Raw genomic sequence first — 16,499 nt, 5'->3', positions numbered from 1 at the left:
AGGGCGGCGTGACACACTGACGCCCGTGACTGAGGACCAGACCGGCGATCTCGCGACCGCCATCGAGAAGAGCGGCTACTACCCGGCGGTCGTGCGTGCCGGGGTCGACGCGGCGATCGCCGGCGAGACGGTGGTGTCCTACCTGGTGCACCACGAGCCGACCATCGACCGCGACGAGGTGCGCCGTCACATCACCGTGGTCGTGCTGACCCCGACGCGCCTGATCCTCTGCCACACCGACGAGCACGCGCCGGACGACCTCCTGCCCGAGCCGTACACCTCCACCTCCACCGAGGCGGTGAAGCTGTCCCAGGTGAAGTCCGTGGTCGTGAACCGGATGGTCGCCAACCCGGCCACCGTCACCGCAGCTGCCCTGCCGGCCCCCGCCGAGGCCGTCGTGACGATCGGCTGGGGCGGGATCAACCGGGTCGACCTGGAGCCCGCCACCTGCTCGGATCCGCAGTGCGAGGCCGACCACGGGTACACCGGTGTGCTGGCCTCCGACGACTTCTCCCTCCGGGTGAGCTCGGCCGCCGATGGTCAGGAGTCGGTGGACCGGCTGCTGGCCTTCGCCGAGAGCCTCTCGGCCAGCACCTCGGCGTGACCCGGTGAGCGCCTCCGGCTTCGTCGAGCCCGCGTACGGCGGCCGCAGCCTGGGGGACATCCTCCCGGCGGTGGCGACGGCACTGGGCGCGGACGTCGGCTTCCACCACACCGACCTGGTGCTGCCGCCTGCCCGCCAGTACGTGATCCTGCTCGTCGACGGCCTCGGTCACCGCCTGGTGGCCGAGCACGCCGAGCACGCGCCGTACCTGGCAGCGCTGCTGAACGAACCCGGCGTCGCCGGCGTCCCGTCGACCACGGCGACCAGCCTCACCTCGCTCGGCACGGCGATGACTCCCGGGGAGCACGGCCTGGTCGGGTTCACCTCGCGCGTCCCGGGCACCACGACGCTGCTGAACGCCCTCTTCTGGGACAAGCAGGTCGTCGACCCCGGCGAGTGGCAGCCGCACCCGAGTGCCTTCGCGCGCCTGCGCAGCGTCGGAGTCAGTGCCACCGTTGTCAGCAAGCACGAGTTCCTGGACTCCGGCCTGACCCTGAGCGGGTTCCGGGGCGCCGAGTTCGTCGAGGGTGACAAGGTCGGCGAGCGCATTGCGGCGGCGGTCGCCGCCTCGGCCCAGACGCCCTCGGTCACCTACCTGTACGACGGTGACCTCGACTGGACCGGACACCGGTACGGCGTGGACTCGCCCCAGTGGCGCGCCCAGCTCTCCGCGGTCGACGCCAGCGTCGAGCAGCTGCGCGAGTCGCTCGACCCGGGCATCCGGCTGGTCGTCGTCGCCGACCACGGCATGATCGACTGCCCGCTCGAGGAACGCATCGACATCGACGAGCACCACGAGCTGCGCGACGGCGTCCAGCTCGTCGGGGGAGAAGCCCGCTTCCGCCACCTCTACTGCCCGAGCCGCGCGCTGGACGACGTCCTGGCGACCTGGCGCGGCTTCCTCGGCGAGCGGGCCGAGGTGCTCGCGCGCGACGAGGCGATCGAGCGTGGCTGGTTCGGCGCGGTGAACCCGCAGGTGCGTCCCCGTCTGGGAGACGTCGTCGTCGCGGCCCGCGGACGGACCGCGCTGATCAGCATGACCGACTTCCCGTACGAGAACTCGCTGGTCGGCTTCCACGGCTCGCTGACGGCTGCGGAGATGGAGATCCCGATCCTGATCTGCTGAGCCGTCGGGCCCGCCGCGCCGCGTAACGGCCAGACGTGCACTCGCGCTGTCGGGATGAGAAGGTGGAACTTCCTGGCCCAGTCTGACCAACTGCACCGGTCCGACCAGCCATTTTCGTGTGCGGAGAGGACCAATCGGACGATGGCTGACCGGATCGTGCTGCACGTCGGCGGGATGAAGACGGGTACGAGCTTCGTCCAGTCCGTCCTGTACTGGACGGCGGACATCCACGAGCGCGCCGGCCTGCTGTTCCTCGCGAAGTCCTACCCGGCCCAGGTCAGCGCGGTGAAGCGTGTGCTGGCTACGCCGAAACGGCCGGAGAGGCACGACGAGTGGCGTGCGCTGGTCCAGGAGGCCCGGGACTTCGACGGCGAGGCCGCGATCGTCTCGATGGAGTTCATGAGCTTCGCCAAGCGCCACCAGGTCGACGCCTTCATGGCTCCGCTGGAGGGCATGGACGTGCAGGTCGTCCTCACGGTCCGTGACCAGTTCGCCGCTATCCCCGCCCAGTGGCAGTCCTACGTACGGCGCTTCGGCGTGGATCCGTGGTCGACGTACCTGCAGCGGATCGACCCGTCACGGCAGAAGCGCGACGACGCGAACACCCACGCTGCCAAGGGCTACACCCGGGCCCAGCGGGTCGACCTGATGCTCGAGCGCTGGGGAACCCACCCCGGCGTCGGCAAGCTCGACGTGATCACGACACCGGACCGGACCGCTCCGAAGGAGGAGCTCTGGAACCGGTTCGCCGGCGCGATCGGGGTGGATCCGAGCCTGGCCGTCGACGTCCAGCACCGTTTCGACAACTCCTCGCTCGGCTACGCCAGCGCGGAGGTGATGCGCCGGTTGAACCCGTACCTCATGGGTGTCCCCGCGCCGGTCTACCGAATCGGTCTGCGGCCGCTGGTCTGGGACGCGCTCACCCCACGCCGTCAGGCCGAGGGCAAGCCCGCGCTGGACCGCAGGGCGGCCGAGTTCGCGCGAGCCTCGAACCAGCGGATCAGGGACGCGATCACCGCGGGCGGTTACGAGGTGCACGGCTCCTTGGATGCGCTGCCGGTTCCTGCGTCGCTGCCCCGGCTGGCGCGCAAGGCGGCCGACCCGGACAAGCACGCCGTCAAGGACGCCGCGGATGCCCTGTGGGACCGGACCGCCCGCGAGCTCGACGTGGACGCGTCGGCCCGCCCGAAGAAGATCGATGCCGTGATCGCGGACCTCGGCCGGATGATCCCGCTGACCCCCCGCTGGCGCGAGGCATTGGCGGAGCGCACGCCCCCGGAGTGACCCGTCACGCCGAGAGGTCCGGGATGTCCCACCGTGTAACGCCCAGAGGTCTGGGATGTCCCACCGTGTGGCGCCGAGAGGTCTGGGATGTCCCGCGTGGTGACGCCGAGAGGTCTGGGATGTCCCGCGTGGTGACGCCGAGAGGTCTGGGATGTCCCGACGTGCTGGGACATCTGAGCCCGCTCGGCGGGTTGGGGCGGGACATCTGAGCCCGGTCGGCGGGTTGGGCTGGGACATCTGTGCCCGGTCGGCGGGTTGGGCTGGGACATCTGTGCCCGGTCGGCGGGAGGTCAGCTGAAGGGCAGGGGCTCGCTGACCATGGAGACGGCCTGCGCACGCGCTGCGGTCATCCGACGACGGTGGTGCTGGCGGCACAGCACCTCGTAGGCGACCTCCGCCGGCTCCACGTCCTGCGCGTCGACGTCCCCGACCACGATGACCTCGCCCTCCGTGACCATCTCGCCGTTCTCGGTGCGCGCGTTGTGCGTCGCGCGCTTCCCGCACCAGCAGAGCGCCTCGACCTGGAGGACGTGGGTGCGGTCGGCGAGCTCGACCAGACGCCGAGATCCGTCGAACAGCTCGGTCCGGAAGTCCGACATGATGCCGAACGCGAAGACGTCGATCTGGAGCTCGTCGACGACGCGGGCGAGCTGGTCGATCTGGCGGGGGGCGTAGAACTGGGCCTCGTCGCAGATCAGGAAGTCGATCCGGGCGCCGTGCGTCAAGGAGTCCACGACGTAGTGCCAGAAGTCGAAGTCAGGCGTGACCTCGAGGGCGTCGTGCTCCAGTCCGAGGCGTGAGGAGAGGATGGCCTCGCCGGCCCTGTCGTGGGTGGTGAAGATCCGGCCGATCCGACCACGAGCCGCGTGGTTGTGGTTGGTCTGCAGCGCGAGCGTGCTCTTCCCGGAGTCCATCGTGCCGGTGAAGAAGTGGAGTTCAGCCATCGGGGAGGATTGTGCCATGAGCCCTCTCGTCACACCGGCCGAACTCGACGCGCTCCTCGGCCGCGTCACCGTCCTGGACGTCCGCTACCGGATGGGGGGTCCCGGCGGCGTGGCCGTGTACGTCGAGGGGCACGTCCCGCACGCCCTGTACGTCGACCTGGACACCGCGCTCGCGGCGCCTCCGGGGGAGCGCGGTCGGCACCCGCTGCCCGACCCGGAGGCGTTCGGCGCGGCCATGCGCAGCGTCGGCGTCTTCGCCGAGCGGCCCGTGGTCGTGTACGACGACTGGGAGGGCCGGGCAGCCGCACGGTGCTGGTGGCTCCTCAAGCACCACGGCCATCCGGACGTCCGGGTTCTCGACGGTGGCTGGTCCGCGTGGGTCGCCGCCGGGGGCGAGGTCGAGGACGGGATGCGCCTTCCGCACACCGGGGACTTCCAGCCCGGCCCCGGGGTTCTTCCCGTCATCGAGACCGACGAGGTCCTGGCCTTCGCCGACCGTAGGGTCCTGATCGACGCCCGCAACGCCGACCGGTACGCCGGTGAGACCGAGCCCGTCGACCCGGTCGCCGGGCACGTCCCCGGCGCTCTCAACGTGCCGACCGGCACCAACCTGCGCGTCGACGGCAGCTTCCGCAGCGGGACCGAGATCGCCGCGCTCTACCAGGCCGCGGGTGTCGCGTCGGGCGCCGAGGTCGGCGTCTACTGCGGGTCGGGCGTCACTGCCACCCACGACATCCTGGCGCTGGCGCACGCCGGGATCGAGGCGGCTCTCTACCCGGGTTCGTGGAGCGAGTGGGTCGCTGACCCGAGCAGACCGGTCGCTACCGGTCACCAGCCCTAGCTGCCCTCAGTCGCCGCTGCGGCGGAGCACGACCACGACGATCCCGATCCCGACCGCCAGCCCGACCAGGGCGCCGAGGAACGGACCCCACTCGGTGTCGGTGAGCTCACCGAGGGCGGCGCCGCCGTACGACAGCGCCATGGCGCCCAGGGCGAGCCCGATCCGGAACAGCATCGACCGGACGAACGTCCGGGTGAACGAGGCGTCGTCCCTCCCGGTCTCGGGGCCCGGCTCGGTTACCAGTGGACGCCCTTGAGGACGCGCGCCATCATCGCCTGCTCCGAGGTGGGCGCCGTCGGGGCGTCACCGCGCGCAGCAGCCGAGTCGGGGAAGATCTGGTAGGCGAGGTGCAGCACCCGGAAGGCGACCTTCGGGGCGAGGGTGTGCGCCAGCGCTCCCAGGTTGCCGGTCATCGTGTTGATCTCGTGCGGCCGGTCGACCAGGGCACTGATGACCTTCGCCGCGGCCTGGCCGGGGCTGATCGTCGGGAACCTGTCGTACATCTTGGTGGGGGCGATCATCGGCGTGCGGACCAGCGGCATGTGGATCGAGGTGAAAGAGACGCCGTCACTTACGAGCTCGCTGGAGACCACGTTGCTCCACGCGTCCAGCGCGGCCTTCGAGGCGACGTACGCGCTGAACCGCGGCGGGTTGGTGAGCACGCCGATCGAGGAGATGTTCACGATGTGCCCGGAGCGCTGCTCCCGCATCTTCGGCAGCAGCCCCATGATCAGCCGGATCGCCCCGAAGTAGTTGAGCTGCATGGTGCGCTCGAAGTCGTGGAACCGGTCCTCGGACAGCTTCAGCGAGCGGCGGATGGATCGACCGGCGTTGTTGACCACGTAGTCGATGTGCTCGAAGTCGTTGCTGAGCTGGGTCGTCAGCGCGTCGATCGCCTGCAGGTCGGAGAGGTCGCACCCGTAGGCGTGCGCCTGGCCACCCTGGCTCTCGATCAGCGCCTTGGTCTGCTCCAGCTTGTCCTTGCCGCGCGCGACCAGGATCGGGATCGCGCCGGCCTTGGCGACCTGGACGGCGGTGACCAGACCGATGCCCGAGGAGGCGCCGGTGATGACGACCGTCTTGCCCTTCAGGGCGGAGACGGCCGTGCGGTCGGACTTGATCGACTCGTCGAGCATCTCCTCCCAGTAGGACCACAGCGTCGAGGCGTAGGACTCCAGGTCGGGCACCGCGATGCCGGAGCCGGCCAGGGCCTTCTGCGTCGACTTCGACGCGTAGACCGACGGGAACGACGCGTGCTCGAGGACCTCGGCCGGGATGCCGAAGCGGCCCAGCGTCTGGTTGAGCGCCAGGTGCGCCGGCGCGGTCTTGAGGATCGCGCCGACCAGGGCGCCGGGGCGCAGGTTGCGGGGGAGCAGCGCGGTGGGCAACCGGTTGGTGACGCTGCGGTCCACCGGTACGGCGAACTGCGGCGCCTTGGCGGCCGCGGCGAAGGTGTTGAACAGGTCGACGGTGTTCTGCGGCTCCGGGTTGACCAGGTGGAACGCCTCGCCGTTGCGGTCCGGCAGGTGACCGATGTGGTCCATCGCCTTGGCGACGAAGTCGACCGGGACCACGTTCGTGTCGCCCAGGTCCACGCCGACCAACGGCAGCCAGGACGGCAGGTTGTCCCGCATGATCTTGAACATCGGGAAGAAGTAGTAGGGGCCGTCGATCTTGTCGATGGCGCCGGTCTCGGAGTGCCCGACCACGATCGCGGGCCGGTAGACCCGCCAGGGGACCCGGCTCTCGGTGCGCACGATCTTCTCGGACTCGAACTTCGTGCGGTGGTACGCCGACGGCAGGCCCTGGCCCTCGTCGAACATCGACTCGTCGAAGATGCCGCGGTAGTCACCGGACGCGGCGACCGACGAGACCTGGTGGAACACGCCCGCGTCGACGGCCTCGGCCAGCGACAGCGCGGCTCGGGTGCCCCCGACGTTGAGCTCCTCGTTCATCTCCTCGCTCGCGGTCATGTCGTAGATCGCGGCGAGGTGGAAGAAGTGATCGATCTTGCCGGTGTTCTCAGCGATCCAGTCCGGGTCCACGCCGAGCTGGTCGGCGCGCAGGTCCCCGATAACCGGGACGAGCCGGTTGCTGCCTCCCCAGAGGGTGATCAGCGCGTCAAGACGCTCCCGGGAGCTCTCGCGGCAGAGCAGGTAGATCGTGCCCTTGCGGTTCTCGAGGAGCTCGGTGACCAGGTAGCGACCGATGAAGCCGGTCGCGCCGGTGACGAAGTAGGACATGGTGCCTCTTCACTGTCGCGGTGATCGGGGTCTGGACGGAGATTTCATTCAACTGCGAACGCGTCTCCGCGTCACGTGTTGGCGCGATGTTACTGGCTGGTAACTACCTACGCCACCGTAGGCGTGAATCGGTCCGGACAGGTGGGCCGGAGACCGTGCCCGGACCGATCACTCGTGCTTGCCGCCGCCGAACATGATCTCGTCCCAGCTCGGGACCGAGGAGCGGCCCTTCTTCTTGGGAGCGGGCGTCTCGGCTGCCGGAGCCTCGGGCTCCTCGACGGGCAGCGGATCGGTCTCGTCGAAGGTTTCGTCGTACGACGCGGGCTCGCGCTCGCGCACGTGGACCGGCTCGGGAGTGGGCTCCGGTTCCGGCTCGGGCTCAAGTTCAGGCTCGAAGAAGCTGATCGTCTCGTGAACCGGCTCGGGCTCACGGGCAGGCTCCGCGGGGACCTCGGCGATCCAGTCGGCGTCGGCGTGATCCGCGATCGGGTCGTCGGTCGGCTGGCTCGCCGGCTCGTGCACCGGTGCGGACTGGCGCACGGCGGCGACGGTCTCGCTCAGGTCCGAGGTGTTCACCGAGGACTCGTCAGGCTCGTCGTCGCGCTCGCGGACCAGCTCCAGAGCGTCGTCACCCAGCGGCAGCTCGTCGACGTCGCCGGATGGGACTGCGCTGAGCCGACGGGTCGGTTCCGGGGCGGCGGGAGTCGGCACCGACTCGCCCGTGAGCAGGCGAGCGTCGTCGTTGTCGGCGAGGACGTAGCGCCCGGGCATGTCGTAGGTGAACTCGGCGCGGTGCTCGGTGCCGCGGACGACGTACGTGCCGACGAGGTTCCAGCGGCCGTCCTCGCGCCGCCAGGCGTCCCACTCCACGTCGTCGGCGCGGACGGAGACGGTGCTGAAGTACTGGCGCGAGGCGTCGTCCAGGGTGCGCGCAACGGGACTGGCCTCGGTGGTGGCGCGCCGGATGGAGGACTTCACGGCCGTGGCGGCGACGTGGGCACGCTCGGCGAGCACCGGCGCCGCAAAAGCCATGATCCCGTCGACGGTGGTCTGGGCAGCGGCGGCGACGGCCTCGGGGGTCTCACCGGACCGGATCCGGGCCTGGATGTCGCGCGGTCGCAGTGCGCTTTCCATTCTCATCTCCTGGCCTCGTCGTACCGGTTGGGCGAATCCGTGTCCCTGGTCCTTGCGCTCGGCCGGCTTCTCCTCGTTCGCCGCCTCGCCGAGGGTGGCTCGGAGATCGTCGGCCGGTACGGAGAACTCCTCGCCCGTCGGGCTGGTCAGGACGACGTCCTTGCCGTCCTCGGTCAGCCCCACCGGGGTGAGGTGTTGCATCGTTGCCGACTCCTTCGTTGCGCGTGCGTCGAGCCTACCTTTCGCCAGGCCCAGTACGGCGGACCCGACGCGTGCTGCGCGCCGCCTAGGCTGCTGCCATGGTTGGCGACTCGCCGCTCCTCGTGAGCTTCGATCTCGTCGGGATCTTCGTCTTCGCGATCTCCGGCGGCCTGGTCGCCGTCCGCAAGCAGCTCGACGTGTTCGGCGTCCTCGTCCTCGCGGGCGCGACGGGGCTCGGTGGTGGGTTCCTGCGCGACGTGCTCATCGACGCGACGCCGCCTGCCGCCCTCGACGACTGGCGCTACCTCCTGGTGCCGGTGGCGGCCGGGCTGGTCACCTTCGTCTTCCACCCGACGATCGGACGGATGGAACGGGTCGTCAGCGTCTTCGACGCAGCCGGCCTCGGCCTGTTCTGCGTCACCGGGGCGCTCAAGGCGCTCGACTACGGGCTCTCGCCGGTCCCGGCCGCGCTGATGGGCATGCTCACCGGAATAGGCGGCGGCATCCTGCGCGACCTGCTCGCCGGGCGCGTGCCGGTGATCTTTTCCAGCGAGCTCTACGCCACCCCGGCGCTCGCCGGGGCCGCCTGGGCCGTGCTCGCGCACGAGCAGGGCTGGACGCTCGCGGTCATCGCGATCCCCGGCGTGCTGCTCTGCTTCGGGTGGCGGGTCGGCGCGATCCTGCGGAACTGGCGCGCACCGATCGCGCGGGGTCCGGCGAGCGTCTGATCAGTCCCCGAGCACCCGACGCAGGTACGCGTTGCTGAACACCCGGTCCGGATCGAGCCGGTCCCGGACCGCCTGGAACTCGCCCCAGCGCGGGTACGCCGGCTCCAGGTCGGCGGCCGTGCGGGTGTTGAGCTTGCCCCAGTGCGGGCGGCCGTCGTACCCGCGCAGGATGTTCTCGACGCCCGCGAAGTAGGCCGTGTGGTCGGTCTGGGCGTTCATGTGGAACGCGAGATACATCGACTCCCGGCCCGAGGACGTCGACAGCGCGATGTCGTCGGCGGGCGTCGTGCGGACCTCGATCGGGAAGCTGATGTTGATGCCCGAGGAGTCGATCCATTTCCGCACCTCGCGCAGCGCCTCGAGCCCGACCTCGCGCGGGACGGCGTACTCCATCTCGCGGAAGACCACCGACCGCGAGCTGGTGAAGACCTTGTGCGGGACGTCGGAGTAGGTCCGCTCCGACAGCATCTGGCCGGAGATGTTGTTGATCTTCGGGATCCAGCCCGGGCGCCGGTTGCCGATCTTGTTGACGACACCGAAGAGCGTGTTGGAGAGCAGCTCGTCGTCGAGCCAACCACGGAACCGACCCACCGGCTGGGCCTCGTCGAGGATCCGGTTGTTCTCCTTGGCCAGGATCCGGTCGGTGTGCGGGAACCAGTAGAGCTCCGCGTGGTGGTTCTCCTCGGCCATCCGGTCGAACTCGGCGATCGCCTCGTCCCACAGCATCGGGAACTCGTGCGCCTCGAGGGTGAACAGCGGTTCGACCTTGAAGGTGATCCGGGTGAGGATGCCGAGCGCCCCGAGGCCCAGGCGCGCCACGGCGAACACGTCGGGGTTCTCCTCGGCCGTGGCCCGGATCGTCTCGCCGGTCCCGGTGACGAGCTCGAGCCCGGCGATCTGCGCGGACAGCGAGGCGACGACGCCGCCGGTCCCGTGAGTGCCGGTCGAGGTCGCTCCGGCGATCGTCTGCTCGGCGATGTCGCCCATGTTGTGCAGCGACAGTCCCGCCTCGGCGAGCGCGCTGTTGAGCAGGTGCAGGGGAGTGCCGGCGTACGCGGTGGCGGTGAGGTTCTCGGCGTCGGCCTCGATCAGGCCGGACAGCTCGGAGGGGTCGAGCATGATTCCCTCGGGCGCGGCGATCCCGGTGAACGAGTGGCCGGTGCCGGGCATCTTGACGGTGGTGCCGAGCTCACGGGCCTGCTGCACCGCTCCGACCACGTCCTCGGTCGTCGTCGGGTGCAGGACCTCGGTCGGTGCGGTGGTGGTGAGTCCGGACCAGTTGCGCCAGGCGTGTGCCGTCATGGCGGCAGGTTAGTCCCCGACCGGGGCGACCACCGGCTGCGGCTCGGGCTCGCGGCAGCTCAGCGCGGCCGCCAGGGCCAGCGCGCCTGCACCGACGCAGACCCAGTACGTCGCCGACCCGTCCGCGTGGTCGGCGACCAGGCCGGACACGAACGCACCCGGCGCGAGTCCCGCCGAGATACCGGTCTGGAAGATGGCCATCGTCTCGGTCAGCCGGGACCGTGGGCTGGACGCCTCCACCAGGGAGACGATCGCGATCAGCGAGGGCGCCAGCGCCGTGCCGATCACGAACAGGACGGCACCGAGCAGCACCAGGTTCGACAGGAACGGCAGCACCAGCATGCTGCCGGACAGAAGTCCGATGCCGGTCTGGAACCGCCGCAACGGGCTGGTCCTCCAGGTGAGGGCGCCGGCCACCACGCCGGCGACGAGGCTGCCGAACGAGAACACCCCCAGCAGGAGACCGGAGACGGCCTTGTGCCCGGCGTCCTCGGCGACCGCGACCGTGCCGACCTCGATCGCCCCGAACAGGGCGCCCATGGCGGTCGCCCCCAGCGCGATCGGGACGATCAGCCGCCAGGGGAGCGGCTCGGTGGCGTCCTTGTGCTCGACCGGGTGCGCCGGCGGTGCCGTCCGCGGCTGGGCCGCGAGCGCCACCGTGCCGACGGTGCCGAGGCCGAGGGCGACCAGGAGACCGGTCTGCGGGGCGTAGAGCGTGGACAGGAACGTCACCAGCGCCGGGCCGGTGACGAAGACGACCTCGTCGACGACGGCCTCGACGGCGAACGCGGTGTGCCGCTCCTCGTCGTTCTGCGCGACGTGTGCCCAGCGGCCGCGGACCATCGAGCCGACCTGAGGCATCGCGGCACCCGCGAGCGCCGCCAGCACGTGCGACCAGGGCTGCGACCAGTCCTCGGTGACCGAGGTGATCAGCAGTGCGGTGGTCGCGGCGAACGCGATCGCGTCCAGCCAGAGCACCGGGGTCTGGCCCCACCGGTCGGCGAGCCGGCCGTGCGGGATCGCGACGACGGCGTTGCCGATCACGAAGGCGGCCGAGACCTGACCGGCCAGTCCGTAGGAGTCGGTGAGCTCGCTGACCAGGATCACGATGCCCAGGGTCATCATCGCGATCGGGAGGCGTGCGACCAGTCCGGTGGCGGAGAAGGCGGCAGAACCTCGGTGGGCGAAGACGCGGCGGTAGGAGTCGAGCATGACCGGTCGAGACTACGGGGTGGGCCGGGTCGATCTCACCCGGGTTTCTCCGCCACCTAGGATTTCGGGCATGACTGGTGCCGCCCCGTACGACGCCTTGCTGCTGGTCTCCTTCGGGGGCCCCGAGAAGCCCGATGACGTCGTCCCCTTCCTGCGCAACGTGACCGCCGGCAAGAACATCCCCGACGAGCGGCTGGTCGAGGTCGGCGCGCACTACACGCTGTTCGGTGGTCGGAGCCCGATCAACGACCAGAACCGCGCGTTGCTCGACGCGATCCGTGAGGATCTCGCCAGCCACGACGTCGACCTGCCGGTCTACTGGGGCAACCGCAACTGGGACCCCTACCTGACCGATGCGCTGGAGCAGATGAAGGCCGACGGGATCACCCGCGCCGCCTGTCTGGTCACCTCGGCGTACTCGTCGTACTCGGGCTGCCGGCAGTACCGGGAGAACTTCGCTGACGCGGTCGCCGAGGTCCCGGGAGCCCCTCAGCTGGACCGGTTGCGCGCCTACTTCAACCACCCGGGCTTCATCGAGCCGAACCTGGACGCGACGCTCACGGCGCTCGCGGGTCTGCCCGACGCCCTGCGGGGCGAGGCCCACCTGGTCTTCGTGACCCACTCGATCCCGACGACCATGAACGACACGTCCGGCCCGATCGGCGGTGCCTACGCGCATCAGCACGTGACCGTGATGGACGAGATCGTCGACCGGGTCCGTGAGGAGACCGGGCACCGCTACCCGAGCGAGCTCGTCTACTGCTCGCGGTCGGGGCCGCCGTCGATGCCCTGGCTCGAACCCGACGTGAACGACCACCTCGAGGCGCTCCACGAAGCAGGCGTTCGGGCTGTCGTGCTGGTGCCGATCGGGTTCGTCTCGGACCACATGGAAGTCATCTACGACCTCGACACCGAGGCGGCAGCGACGGCCGAACGGCTCGGGATGGCGTTCGAGCGGGCCGCGACCGCCGGGGTCGACCCGCGCTTCGTCGCGATGATCCGGGACCTGCTCCTCGAGCGTGCTGCCGTCGAGCGGGGCGAGGAGCCCGAACGGGCGGTCATCGGACCGGTGCCGGCGGCGTGGGACGTCTGCGCAGCCGGGTGCTGCCCGAACCCGCGCGGACCCCGCCCGGCGCTCTGCGGCTCGGACTGAGGTGCCGGGTGACCGCATCGACCGGCGCCGATCTCGACGAGCTGCTCGTGCTCGCCACCGACATCGCCCGCGAGGCCGGTGAGCTGATCCGCAGCGCCCGTGCCGCCGGGGTCGAGGTCGCCGAGACCAAGAGCAGCGCGACCGACATCGTCACGGCTGCGGACCAGGCCAGCGAGGCACTGATCAAGCGCCGCATCCTGGCCGCCCGCCCCGACGACGGCATCCTCGGCGAGGAAGGCTCCGACCAGGACGGCACCACCGGGGTGCGCTGGATCGTCGACCCGATCGACGGCACCGTGAACTACGCGCACGGCCTGGCCCAGTACGCCGTCTCGATCGGGGTCGAGGTCGACGGCGAGCCCGCCGTCGGCGTCGTGCTCAGCCCGGCCCAGGACGTGGAGTACACCGGGGTCGTCGGCCGCGGCGCGTGGCGCAACGGCGTCCCGATCCGTGCAGCCGAACCCGTCCCGCTGGAGAGGGCGCTGGTCGGCACGGGCTTCTCCTACCAGCGCGACCTGCGGGTCAGCCAGGCACGGACCTTCTCCGCGCTGCTGCCGCAGATCGCCGACGTACGCCGGTTCGGCTCGTGCGCGCTGGACCTGTGCGCGGTCGCCGAGGGCACCCTGGACGCCTACGTCGAGGAGGGCATCGGGGGAGCGTGGGACTATGCGGCCGGGCGCGTGATCGCCCACGAGGCGGGTGCCCGTGTGGAGGTCCTGACGGGCGTCTTCGGACGCATCCTGGTGGTGGCCGCACCGACGCCGTCGTACGCCGGATTCCGGGCTCTGGTGGGCTCCTGCGGCTTCGTCAGGGAGCGGGAACAAGCAGCCCCCGAGCGTGGTTGAGTCCTTTCGCAGAGCGGCTCGCCGTTGGAACGTGCTATTTCCGGCTAGGTGGTGCACAATCTGCGCGCCGTCACAAAAAGGCGGTAGGTAGAACAACGGGGGCAGGAGAGGGACGATGGCAACCGATTACGACGCACCACGCAAGACCGAGGAAGAGCAGAACGAGGACAGCCTCGAGGAGCTCAAGGCGCGGCGGCACGACAAGAACTCCGGCAAGGTCGACGAGGACGAGACCGAGGCTGCTGAGTCCTTCGAGCTGCCCGGCGCTGACCTGAGCCACGAGGAGCTCGCTGTCGAGGTCATGCCTCGTCAGGACGACGAGTTCACCTGCATGAGCTGCTTCCTGGTGCACCACCGCAGCCAGCTCGCTGACGAGAAGAAGCGGATCTGCCGCGACTGCGTGTGAGCTGACAGACGACGGAACGGCCGCCGACCCGGATGGGGTCGACGGCCGTTGGTCGTTCTCGGGTCCGTTCTCGGGGGCCGCGTCTAGCTCTGCGACCCCGGAGGCAGCTTGCCGACCGAACGCGCGTAGTAGTCCGCCGCCCGCCGCGTCGCGAGCATCCGGGCGATGCCGACCAGCAGACCGCTGAGCCCCGCCCACAGCAACGCCTCGTTGAGGCTCACCTCCGGGTCGGCCGGGTTGGCCGGCGGCTCCTTGCCGGCCGCTGCCTTCCAGGTCGCCGTCAGGCCCTTGCGAGCCACGCTCGCGGCGAGCAGCGCCGCCACCAGCGAGAACGCGCCCCAGATCTTCGAGCTGTCCTGCTCGCCGTTGGTCTCGGCGTTCTTCGACATGTTCACCTCGGGTTGGTCGACGGAAGTGTCCAGCCTAGCGAGTGCGCTCAGGCGTCGGCGGGGGACCGCTCGGTCAGTGCGGCGGCCAGCTTGCGGGGGTGCCTGGTCGACAGCAACCAGTACGGCGCCGGGTCGCTCGGATCCTCGATGGCCACCCGGACGGCACGGGAGATGTAGGGCCGCGTGTGCAGGAATGCCCGCGCGTTCGCCTCGACGCCGTGCACCCGGCGGGTGGCGTCCTTGTCCAACGGCTCGGCGGTACCGAGGTGCTCCAGCGCGATGTGCGCGGGTCCGGCGTACAGGACGCCGTCGCGGACCTCGATCCTGCTCGACCCGACCCAGGAGAACAGGCCGAACACGATCAGCAGCAGGGCGATGGTGCCGGCCCAGGCGAACCACTCCGGGAGCGCCACGATGAACGCCAGCCAGATGGTCGCGACGAACATCGTCGCCTGCACCCACCAGCGCAGCGGGACGTGCAGGCGCTCGCTGTAGGCGGTCGGCATGTCACTCCCTCTCTGGCTGGTCCTGGACCCGTGTCCGTGGGCAAAGCCTGACATCCCGGGCCCGGATGCCCGCCGGTAGGGTCCATCCAATGTTGTCGATCCAGATCACCCGCCTCGATCCCGGGCTCCCTCTGCCGGCGTACGCGAAGCAGGGAGACGCCGGCGCGGACCTGTACGCGCGCGAGGACGTGACGCTCCAGCCGGGACAGCGACAGCTGGTCCCGACCGGCATCGCACTCGCGCTCCCCGACGGGTACGTCGGCCTGGTGCACCCGCGTTCGGGGCTGGCCGCCAAGGCCGGGCTCTCCATCGTGAATGCGCCCGGGACTGTGGACGCGGGCTACCGTGGCGAGATCCAGGTGTGCCTGGTGAACCTCGACCCCACGACCCCGATCGTGCTCTCCCGCGGCGACCGGATCGCCCAGCTGGTGATCCAGCGCTTCGAGACCGCGGACTTCGTGGAGGTCGACACGCTGCCCGAGTCCGCTCGGGGTACGGGGGGCCACGGCTCCACAGGAGGATTCGCATGAGACTGCGCCGCAAGAACACCGACCCGGTCGTGGAGCCTGCCGGGACGCCCGACGCCTCGGTGGTCGAGCCTGCCGAGACGTCTGCTGACCCGGCGCCGGCCGGTCCCGTCGACGTCGAGGACCTCGACCCGGACACGACCTACATCGACCTCGGCAGCATGCTCGTCGCGCCGGTCGACGGCCTCGAGCTGCGGCTGCAGGTCGACGAGGACTCCGGCGAGGTGCTGGCCGTGCTGCTGGTCGCCGAGGAGGGCGTGCTGGAGATGCGTGCGTTCGCGAACTCGCGCGGCGGCGACCTCTGGGACGAGGCGCGCAGCGAGATCGCGGCCGACACCGAGCGTCGCGGGGGCACTGCGACCGAGCGTGAGGGTTCCTTCGGTACCGAGCTGTACTGCCAGGTCCCGGTCGAGGGCCCCGAAGGAGAGTCCCTGGTCCAGCCGTCCCGGATCGTCGGCTACAACGGTCCGCGCTGGTTCGTGCGCGCGACGATGGCCGGCCGGCCCGCGATGGACGCCGAGTACTGCGCTCCGTTCGAGCAGGCGATCCGTTCGCTCGCCGTACGCCGCGGCCACGAGGCGATGGCTCCGGGAGAGCCGCTGCCGCTGAAGCTGCCGCCCGAGGCACGTCCGCAGACCGAGGACGAAGCGGCTACCGACGCAGGACTACGCTGACCCGCATGGCACACACCAAGGGACGACTGCGCAGCGGCATCCGCCAGTGGGCGAGCCAGGCGCACGCCGAGGCGGTCGACCTGCAGCGCGACGTCGCGAAGGCGGCGAAGGCGGGCTGCCAGCGCATCGACGACGCCCCCGACCGCGAGATGGTCACGGTGCAGGGCACCCTGAAGACCGTGACACTGCGCCCCCGCGGCGGCGTACCCGCCCTGGAGGCCGAGCTGTACGACGGCAGCGGCACCATCACCGTGCTGTGGCTGGGACGTCGCCGGATCGCCGGCATCTTCCCGGGCCGCGCCATCCGGGTGACCGGGCGGATCGGGGTCCACGGCGGGGTGCGGACGATCTACAACCCGCGCTACGACCTGCGGTACTGA

At 70.5% G+C, this 16,499-nt stretch carries 19 protein-coding genes; 11 read left to right on the top strand and 8 right to left on the bottom strand.

The window, feature by feature from the left end:
• Window positions 1-25 precede the first annotated feature (25 nt).
• The 3 genes from ABIE44_RS00960 (at window position 26) to ABIE44_RS00950 (ending at window position 3,014) form a co-directional block, all read left to right on the top strand.
• Complete coding sequence (locus ABIE44_RS00960; protein WP_209713485.1) at window positions 26-604, top strand: DUF5998 family protein; 579 nt, start codon at window positions 26-28, stop codon at window positions 602-604.
• A gap of 4 nt (window positions 605-608) precedes the next feature.
• Complete coding sequence (locus tag ABIE44_RS00955; protein ID WP_354437733.1) at window positions 609-1,730, top strand: alkaline phosphatase family protein; 1,122 nt, start codon at window positions 609-611, stop codon at window positions 1,728-1,730.
• 141 nt (window positions 1,731-1,871) lie between these two features.
• Window positions 1,872-3,014 carry a hypothetical protein gene (locus tag ABIE44_RS00950; protein WP_209713489.1) on the top strand — a complete coding sequence of 381 codons (1,143 nt, stop codon included), beginning with the start codon at window positions 1,872-1,874 and terminating at the stop codon, window positions 3,012-3,014.
• A 290-nt stretch (window positions 3,015-3,304) separates the two neighbouring features.
• Here the strand turns inward: ABIE44_RS00950 and ABIE44_RS00945 are convergent, their stop codons facing one another.
• Window positions 3,305-3,958, bottom strand: coding sequence for a thymidine kinase (locus tag ABIE44_RS00945; RefSeq protein WP_209713491.1), 654 nt, complete (start codon window positions 3,956-3,958; stop codon window positions 3,305-3,307).
• 16 nt (window positions 3,959-3,974) lie between these two features.
• Between ABIE44_RS00945 and ABIE44_RS00940 the strand changes: the two genes are divergently transcribed.
• The gene (locus ABIE44_RS00940; RefSeq protein WP_209713494.1) at window positions 3,975-4,799 is read left to right on the top strand and encodes a sulfurtransferase; all 825 of its coding nucleotides are present in this window, start codon (window positions 3,975-3,977) and stop codon (window positions 4,797-4,799) included.
• Window positions 4,800-4,805: 6 nt separating this feature from the next.
• Here the strand turns inward: ABIE44_RS00940 and ABIE44_RS00935 are convergent, their stop codons facing one another.
• The 3 genes from ABIE44_RS00935 to sepH form a co-directional block, all read right to left on the bottom strand.
• Entirely contained in the window at window positions 4,806-4,973 is a 168-nt protein-coding gene (locus ABIE44_RS00935; RefSeq protein ID WP_209713496.1) for a hypothetical protein, read from the bottom strand.
• Between the two features lie 62 nt (window positions 4,974-5,035).
• Entirely contained in the window at window positions 5,036-7,042 is a 2,007-nt protein-coding gene (locus ABIE44_RS00930; RefSeq protein WP_209713498.1) for an SDR family oxidoreductase, read from the bottom strand.
• 168 nt (window positions 7,043-7,210) lie between these two features.
• Window positions 7,211-8,377 (bottom strand): septation protein SepH, encoded by a 1,167-nt coding sequence (gene sepH / locus ABIE44_RS00925; RefSeq protein ID WP_209713500.1) that lies wholly within the window; start codon window positions 8,375-8,377, stop codon window positions 7,211-7,213.
• Between the two features lie 98 nt (window positions 8,378-8,475).
• Here sepH and ABIE44_RS00920 point away from each other — a divergent pair, with 98 nt between their 5' ends.
• On the top strand, window positions 8,476-9,105 hold the full coding sequence (locus tag ABIE44_RS00920; RefSeq protein WP_209713502.1) for a trimeric intracellular cation channel family protein: 630 nt from the start codon (window positions 8,476-8,478) through the stop codon (window positions 9,103-9,105).
• Here the strand turns inward: ABIE44_RS00920 and ABIE44_RS00915 are convergent, their stop codons facing one another.
• Entirely contained in the window at window positions 9,106-10,407 is a 1,302-nt protein-coding gene (locus ABIE44_RS00915; protein ID WP_209713504.1) for a D-arabinono-1,4-lactone oxidase, read from the bottom strand. It abuts the gene before it with no gap.
• A gap of 9 nt (window positions 10,408-10,416) precedes the next feature.
• Window positions 10,417-11,619: an MFS transporter gene (locus ABIE44_RS00910; protein WP_209713506.1), complete on the bottom strand. Its 1,203-nt coding sequence runs from the start codon at window positions 11,617-11,619 to the stop codon at window positions 10,417-10,419.
• Window positions 11,620-11,689: 70 nt separating this feature from the next.
• Between ABIE44_RS00910 and ABIE44_RS00905 the strand changes: the two genes are divergently transcribed.
• The 3 genes from ABIE44_RS00905 (at window position 11,690) to ABIE44_RS00895 (ending at window position 14,023) form a co-directional block, all read left to right on the top strand.
• The gene (locus ABIE44_RS00905; RefSeq protein WP_209713508.1) at window positions 11,690-12,772 is read left to right on the top strand and encodes a ferrochelatase; all 1,083 of its coding nucleotides are present in this window, start codon (window positions 11,690-11,692) and stop codon (window positions 12,770-12,772) included.
• A gap of 8 nt (window positions 12,773-12,780) precedes the next feature.
• Window positions 12,781-13,617 carry an inositol monophosphatase family protein gene (locus ABIE44_RS00900; protein WP_209713510.1) on the top strand — a complete coding sequence of 279 codons (837 nt, stop codon included), beginning with the start codon at window positions 12,781-12,783 and terminating at the stop codon, window positions 13,615-13,617.
• Window positions 13,618-13,732: 115 nt separating this feature from the next.
• A complete protein-coding gene (locus ABIE44_RS00895; protein WP_209713512.1) occupies window positions 13,733-14,023 on the top strand; it encodes a DUF4193 domain-containing protein in 291 nt (96 codons plus the stop codon).
• A gap of 83 nt (window positions 14,024-14,106) precedes the next feature.
• Here ABIE44_RS00895 and ABIE44_RS00890 read toward each other — a convergent pair whose 3' ends face one another.
• Both ABIE44_RS00890 and ABIE44_RS00885 read right to left on the bottom strand, forming a co-directional pair.
• Window positions 14,107-14,412, bottom strand: a complete 306-nt coding sequence (locus ABIE44_RS00890; protein WP_209713514.1) for a DUF4235 domain-containing protein — start codon at window positions 14,410-14,412, stop codon at window positions 14,107-14,109.
• Window positions 14,413-14,459: 47 nt separating this feature from the next.
• The gene (locus tag ABIE44_RS00885) at window positions 14,460-14,918 is read right to left on the bottom strand and encodes a DUF3093 domain-containing protein (protein WP_209713516.1); all 459 of its coding nucleotides are present in this window, start codon (window positions 14,916-14,918) and stop codon (window positions 14,460-14,462) included.
• Window positions 14,919-15,007: 89 nt separating this feature from the next.
• Here ABIE44_RS00885 and dut point away from each other — a divergent pair, with 89 nt between their 5' ends.
• Genes dut through ABIE44_RS00870 form a run of 3 tightly spaced genes read left to right on the top strand, consistent with a single transcriptional unit; the run spans window position 15,008 to window position 16,499 of the window.
• A complete protein-coding gene (gene dut / locus ABIE44_RS00880) occupies window positions 15,008-15,448 on the top strand; it encodes a dUTP diphosphatase (protein ID WP_209713518.1) in 441 nt (146 codons plus the stop codon).
• Window positions 15,445-16,119, top strand: coding sequence for a DUF3710 domain-containing protein (locus tag ABIE44_RS00875; protein WP_209713520.1), 675 nt, complete (start codon window positions 15,445-15,447; stop codon window positions 16,117-16,119). Before dut ends, ABIE44_RS00875 begins: the two co-directional genes overlap by 4 nt.
• Before the next feature lie 5 nt (window positions 16,120-16,124).
• Window positions 16,125-16,499: an OB-fold nucleic acid binding domain-containing protein gene (locus ABIE44_RS00870; protein ID WP_209713522.1), complete on the top strand. Its 375-nt coding sequence runs from the start codon at window positions 16,125-16,127 to the stop codon at window positions 16,497-16,499.

Origin of the sequence: Marmoricola sp. OAE513, from assembly GCF_040546585.1 — a bacterium.
GTDB lineage: Bacteria > Actinomycetota > Actinomycetes > Propionibacteriales > Nocardioidaceae > Marmoricola.
Note: the sequence above shows the minus strand (reverse complement) of the source record. Positions and strands in the feature narration are given on the sequence as shown.

What these genes read in the sequence shown, in the direction of transcription:
- ABIE44_RS00950 (WP_209713489.1), top strand. Translation starts at nt 1,872, where the DNA reads ATGGCTGACCGGATCGTGCTGCACGTCGGCGGGATGAAGACGGGTACG.
- ABIE44_RS00945 (WP_209713491.1), bottom strand. Translation starts at nt 3,958, where the DNA reads ATGGCTGAACTCCACTTCTTCACCGGCACGATGGACTCCGGGAAGAGC.
- ABIE44_RS00940 (WP_209713494.1), top strand. Translation starts at nt 3,975, where the DNA reads ATGAGCCCTCTCGTCACACCGGCCGAACTCGACGCGCTCCTCGGCCGC.
- ABIE44_RS00935 (WP_209713496.1), bottom strand. Translation starts at nt 4,973, where the DNA reads ATGCTGTTCCGGATCGGGCTCGCCCTGGGCGCCATGGCGCTGTCGTAC.
- ABIE44_RS00930 (WP_209713498.1), bottom strand. Translation starts at nt 7,042, where the DNA reads ATGTCCTACTTCGTCACCGGCGCGACCGGCTTCATCGGTCGCTACCTG.
- sepH (WP_209713500.1), bottom strand. Translation starts at nt 8,377, where the DNA reads ATGCAACACCTCACCCCGGTGGGGCTGACCGAGGACGGCAAGGACGTC.
- ABIE44_RS00920 (WP_209713502.1), top strand. Translation starts at nt 8,476, where the DNA reads ATGGTTGGCGACTCGCCGCTCCTCGTGAGCTTCGATCTCGTCGGGATC.
- ABIE44_RS00915 (WP_209713504.1), bottom strand. Translation starts at nt 10,407, where the DNA reads ATGACGGCACACGCCTGGCGCAACTGGTCCGGACTCACCACCACCGCA.
- ABIE44_RS00910 (WP_209713506.1), bottom strand. Translation starts at nt 11,619, where the DNA reads ATGCTCGACTCCTACCGCCGCGTCTTCGCCCACCGAGGTTCTGCCGCC.
- ABIE44_RS00905 (WP_209713508.1), top strand. Translation starts at nt 11,690, where the DNA reads ATGACTGGTGCCGCCCCGTACGACGCCTTGCTGCTGGTCTCCTTCGGG.
- ABIE44_RS00895 (WP_209713512.1), top strand. Translation starts at nt 13,733, where the DNA reads ATGGCAACCGATTACGACGCACCACGCAAGACCGAGGAAGAGCAGAAC.
- ABIE44_RS00890 (WP_209713514.1), bottom strand. Translation starts at nt 14,412, where the DNA reads ATGTCGAAGAACGCCGAGACCAACGGCGAGCAGGACAGCTCGAAGATC.
- ABIE44_RS00885 (WP_209713516.1), bottom strand. Translation starts at nt 14,918, where the DNA reads ATGCCGACCGCCTACAGCGAGCGCCTGCACGTCCCGCTGCGCTGGTGG.
- dut (WP_209713518.1), top strand. Translation starts at nt 15,008, where the DNA reads ATGTTGTCGATCCAGATCACCCGCCTCGATCCCGGGCTCCCTCTGCCG.
- ABIE44_RS00875 (WP_209713520.1), top strand. Translation starts at nt 15,445, where the DNA reads ATGAGACTGCGCCGCAAGAACACCGACCCGGTCGTGGAGCCTGCCGGG.
- ABIE44_RS00870 (WP_209713522.1), top strand. Translation starts at nt 16,125, where the DNA reads ATGGCACACACCAAGGGACGACTGCGCAGCGGCATCCGCCAGTGGGCG.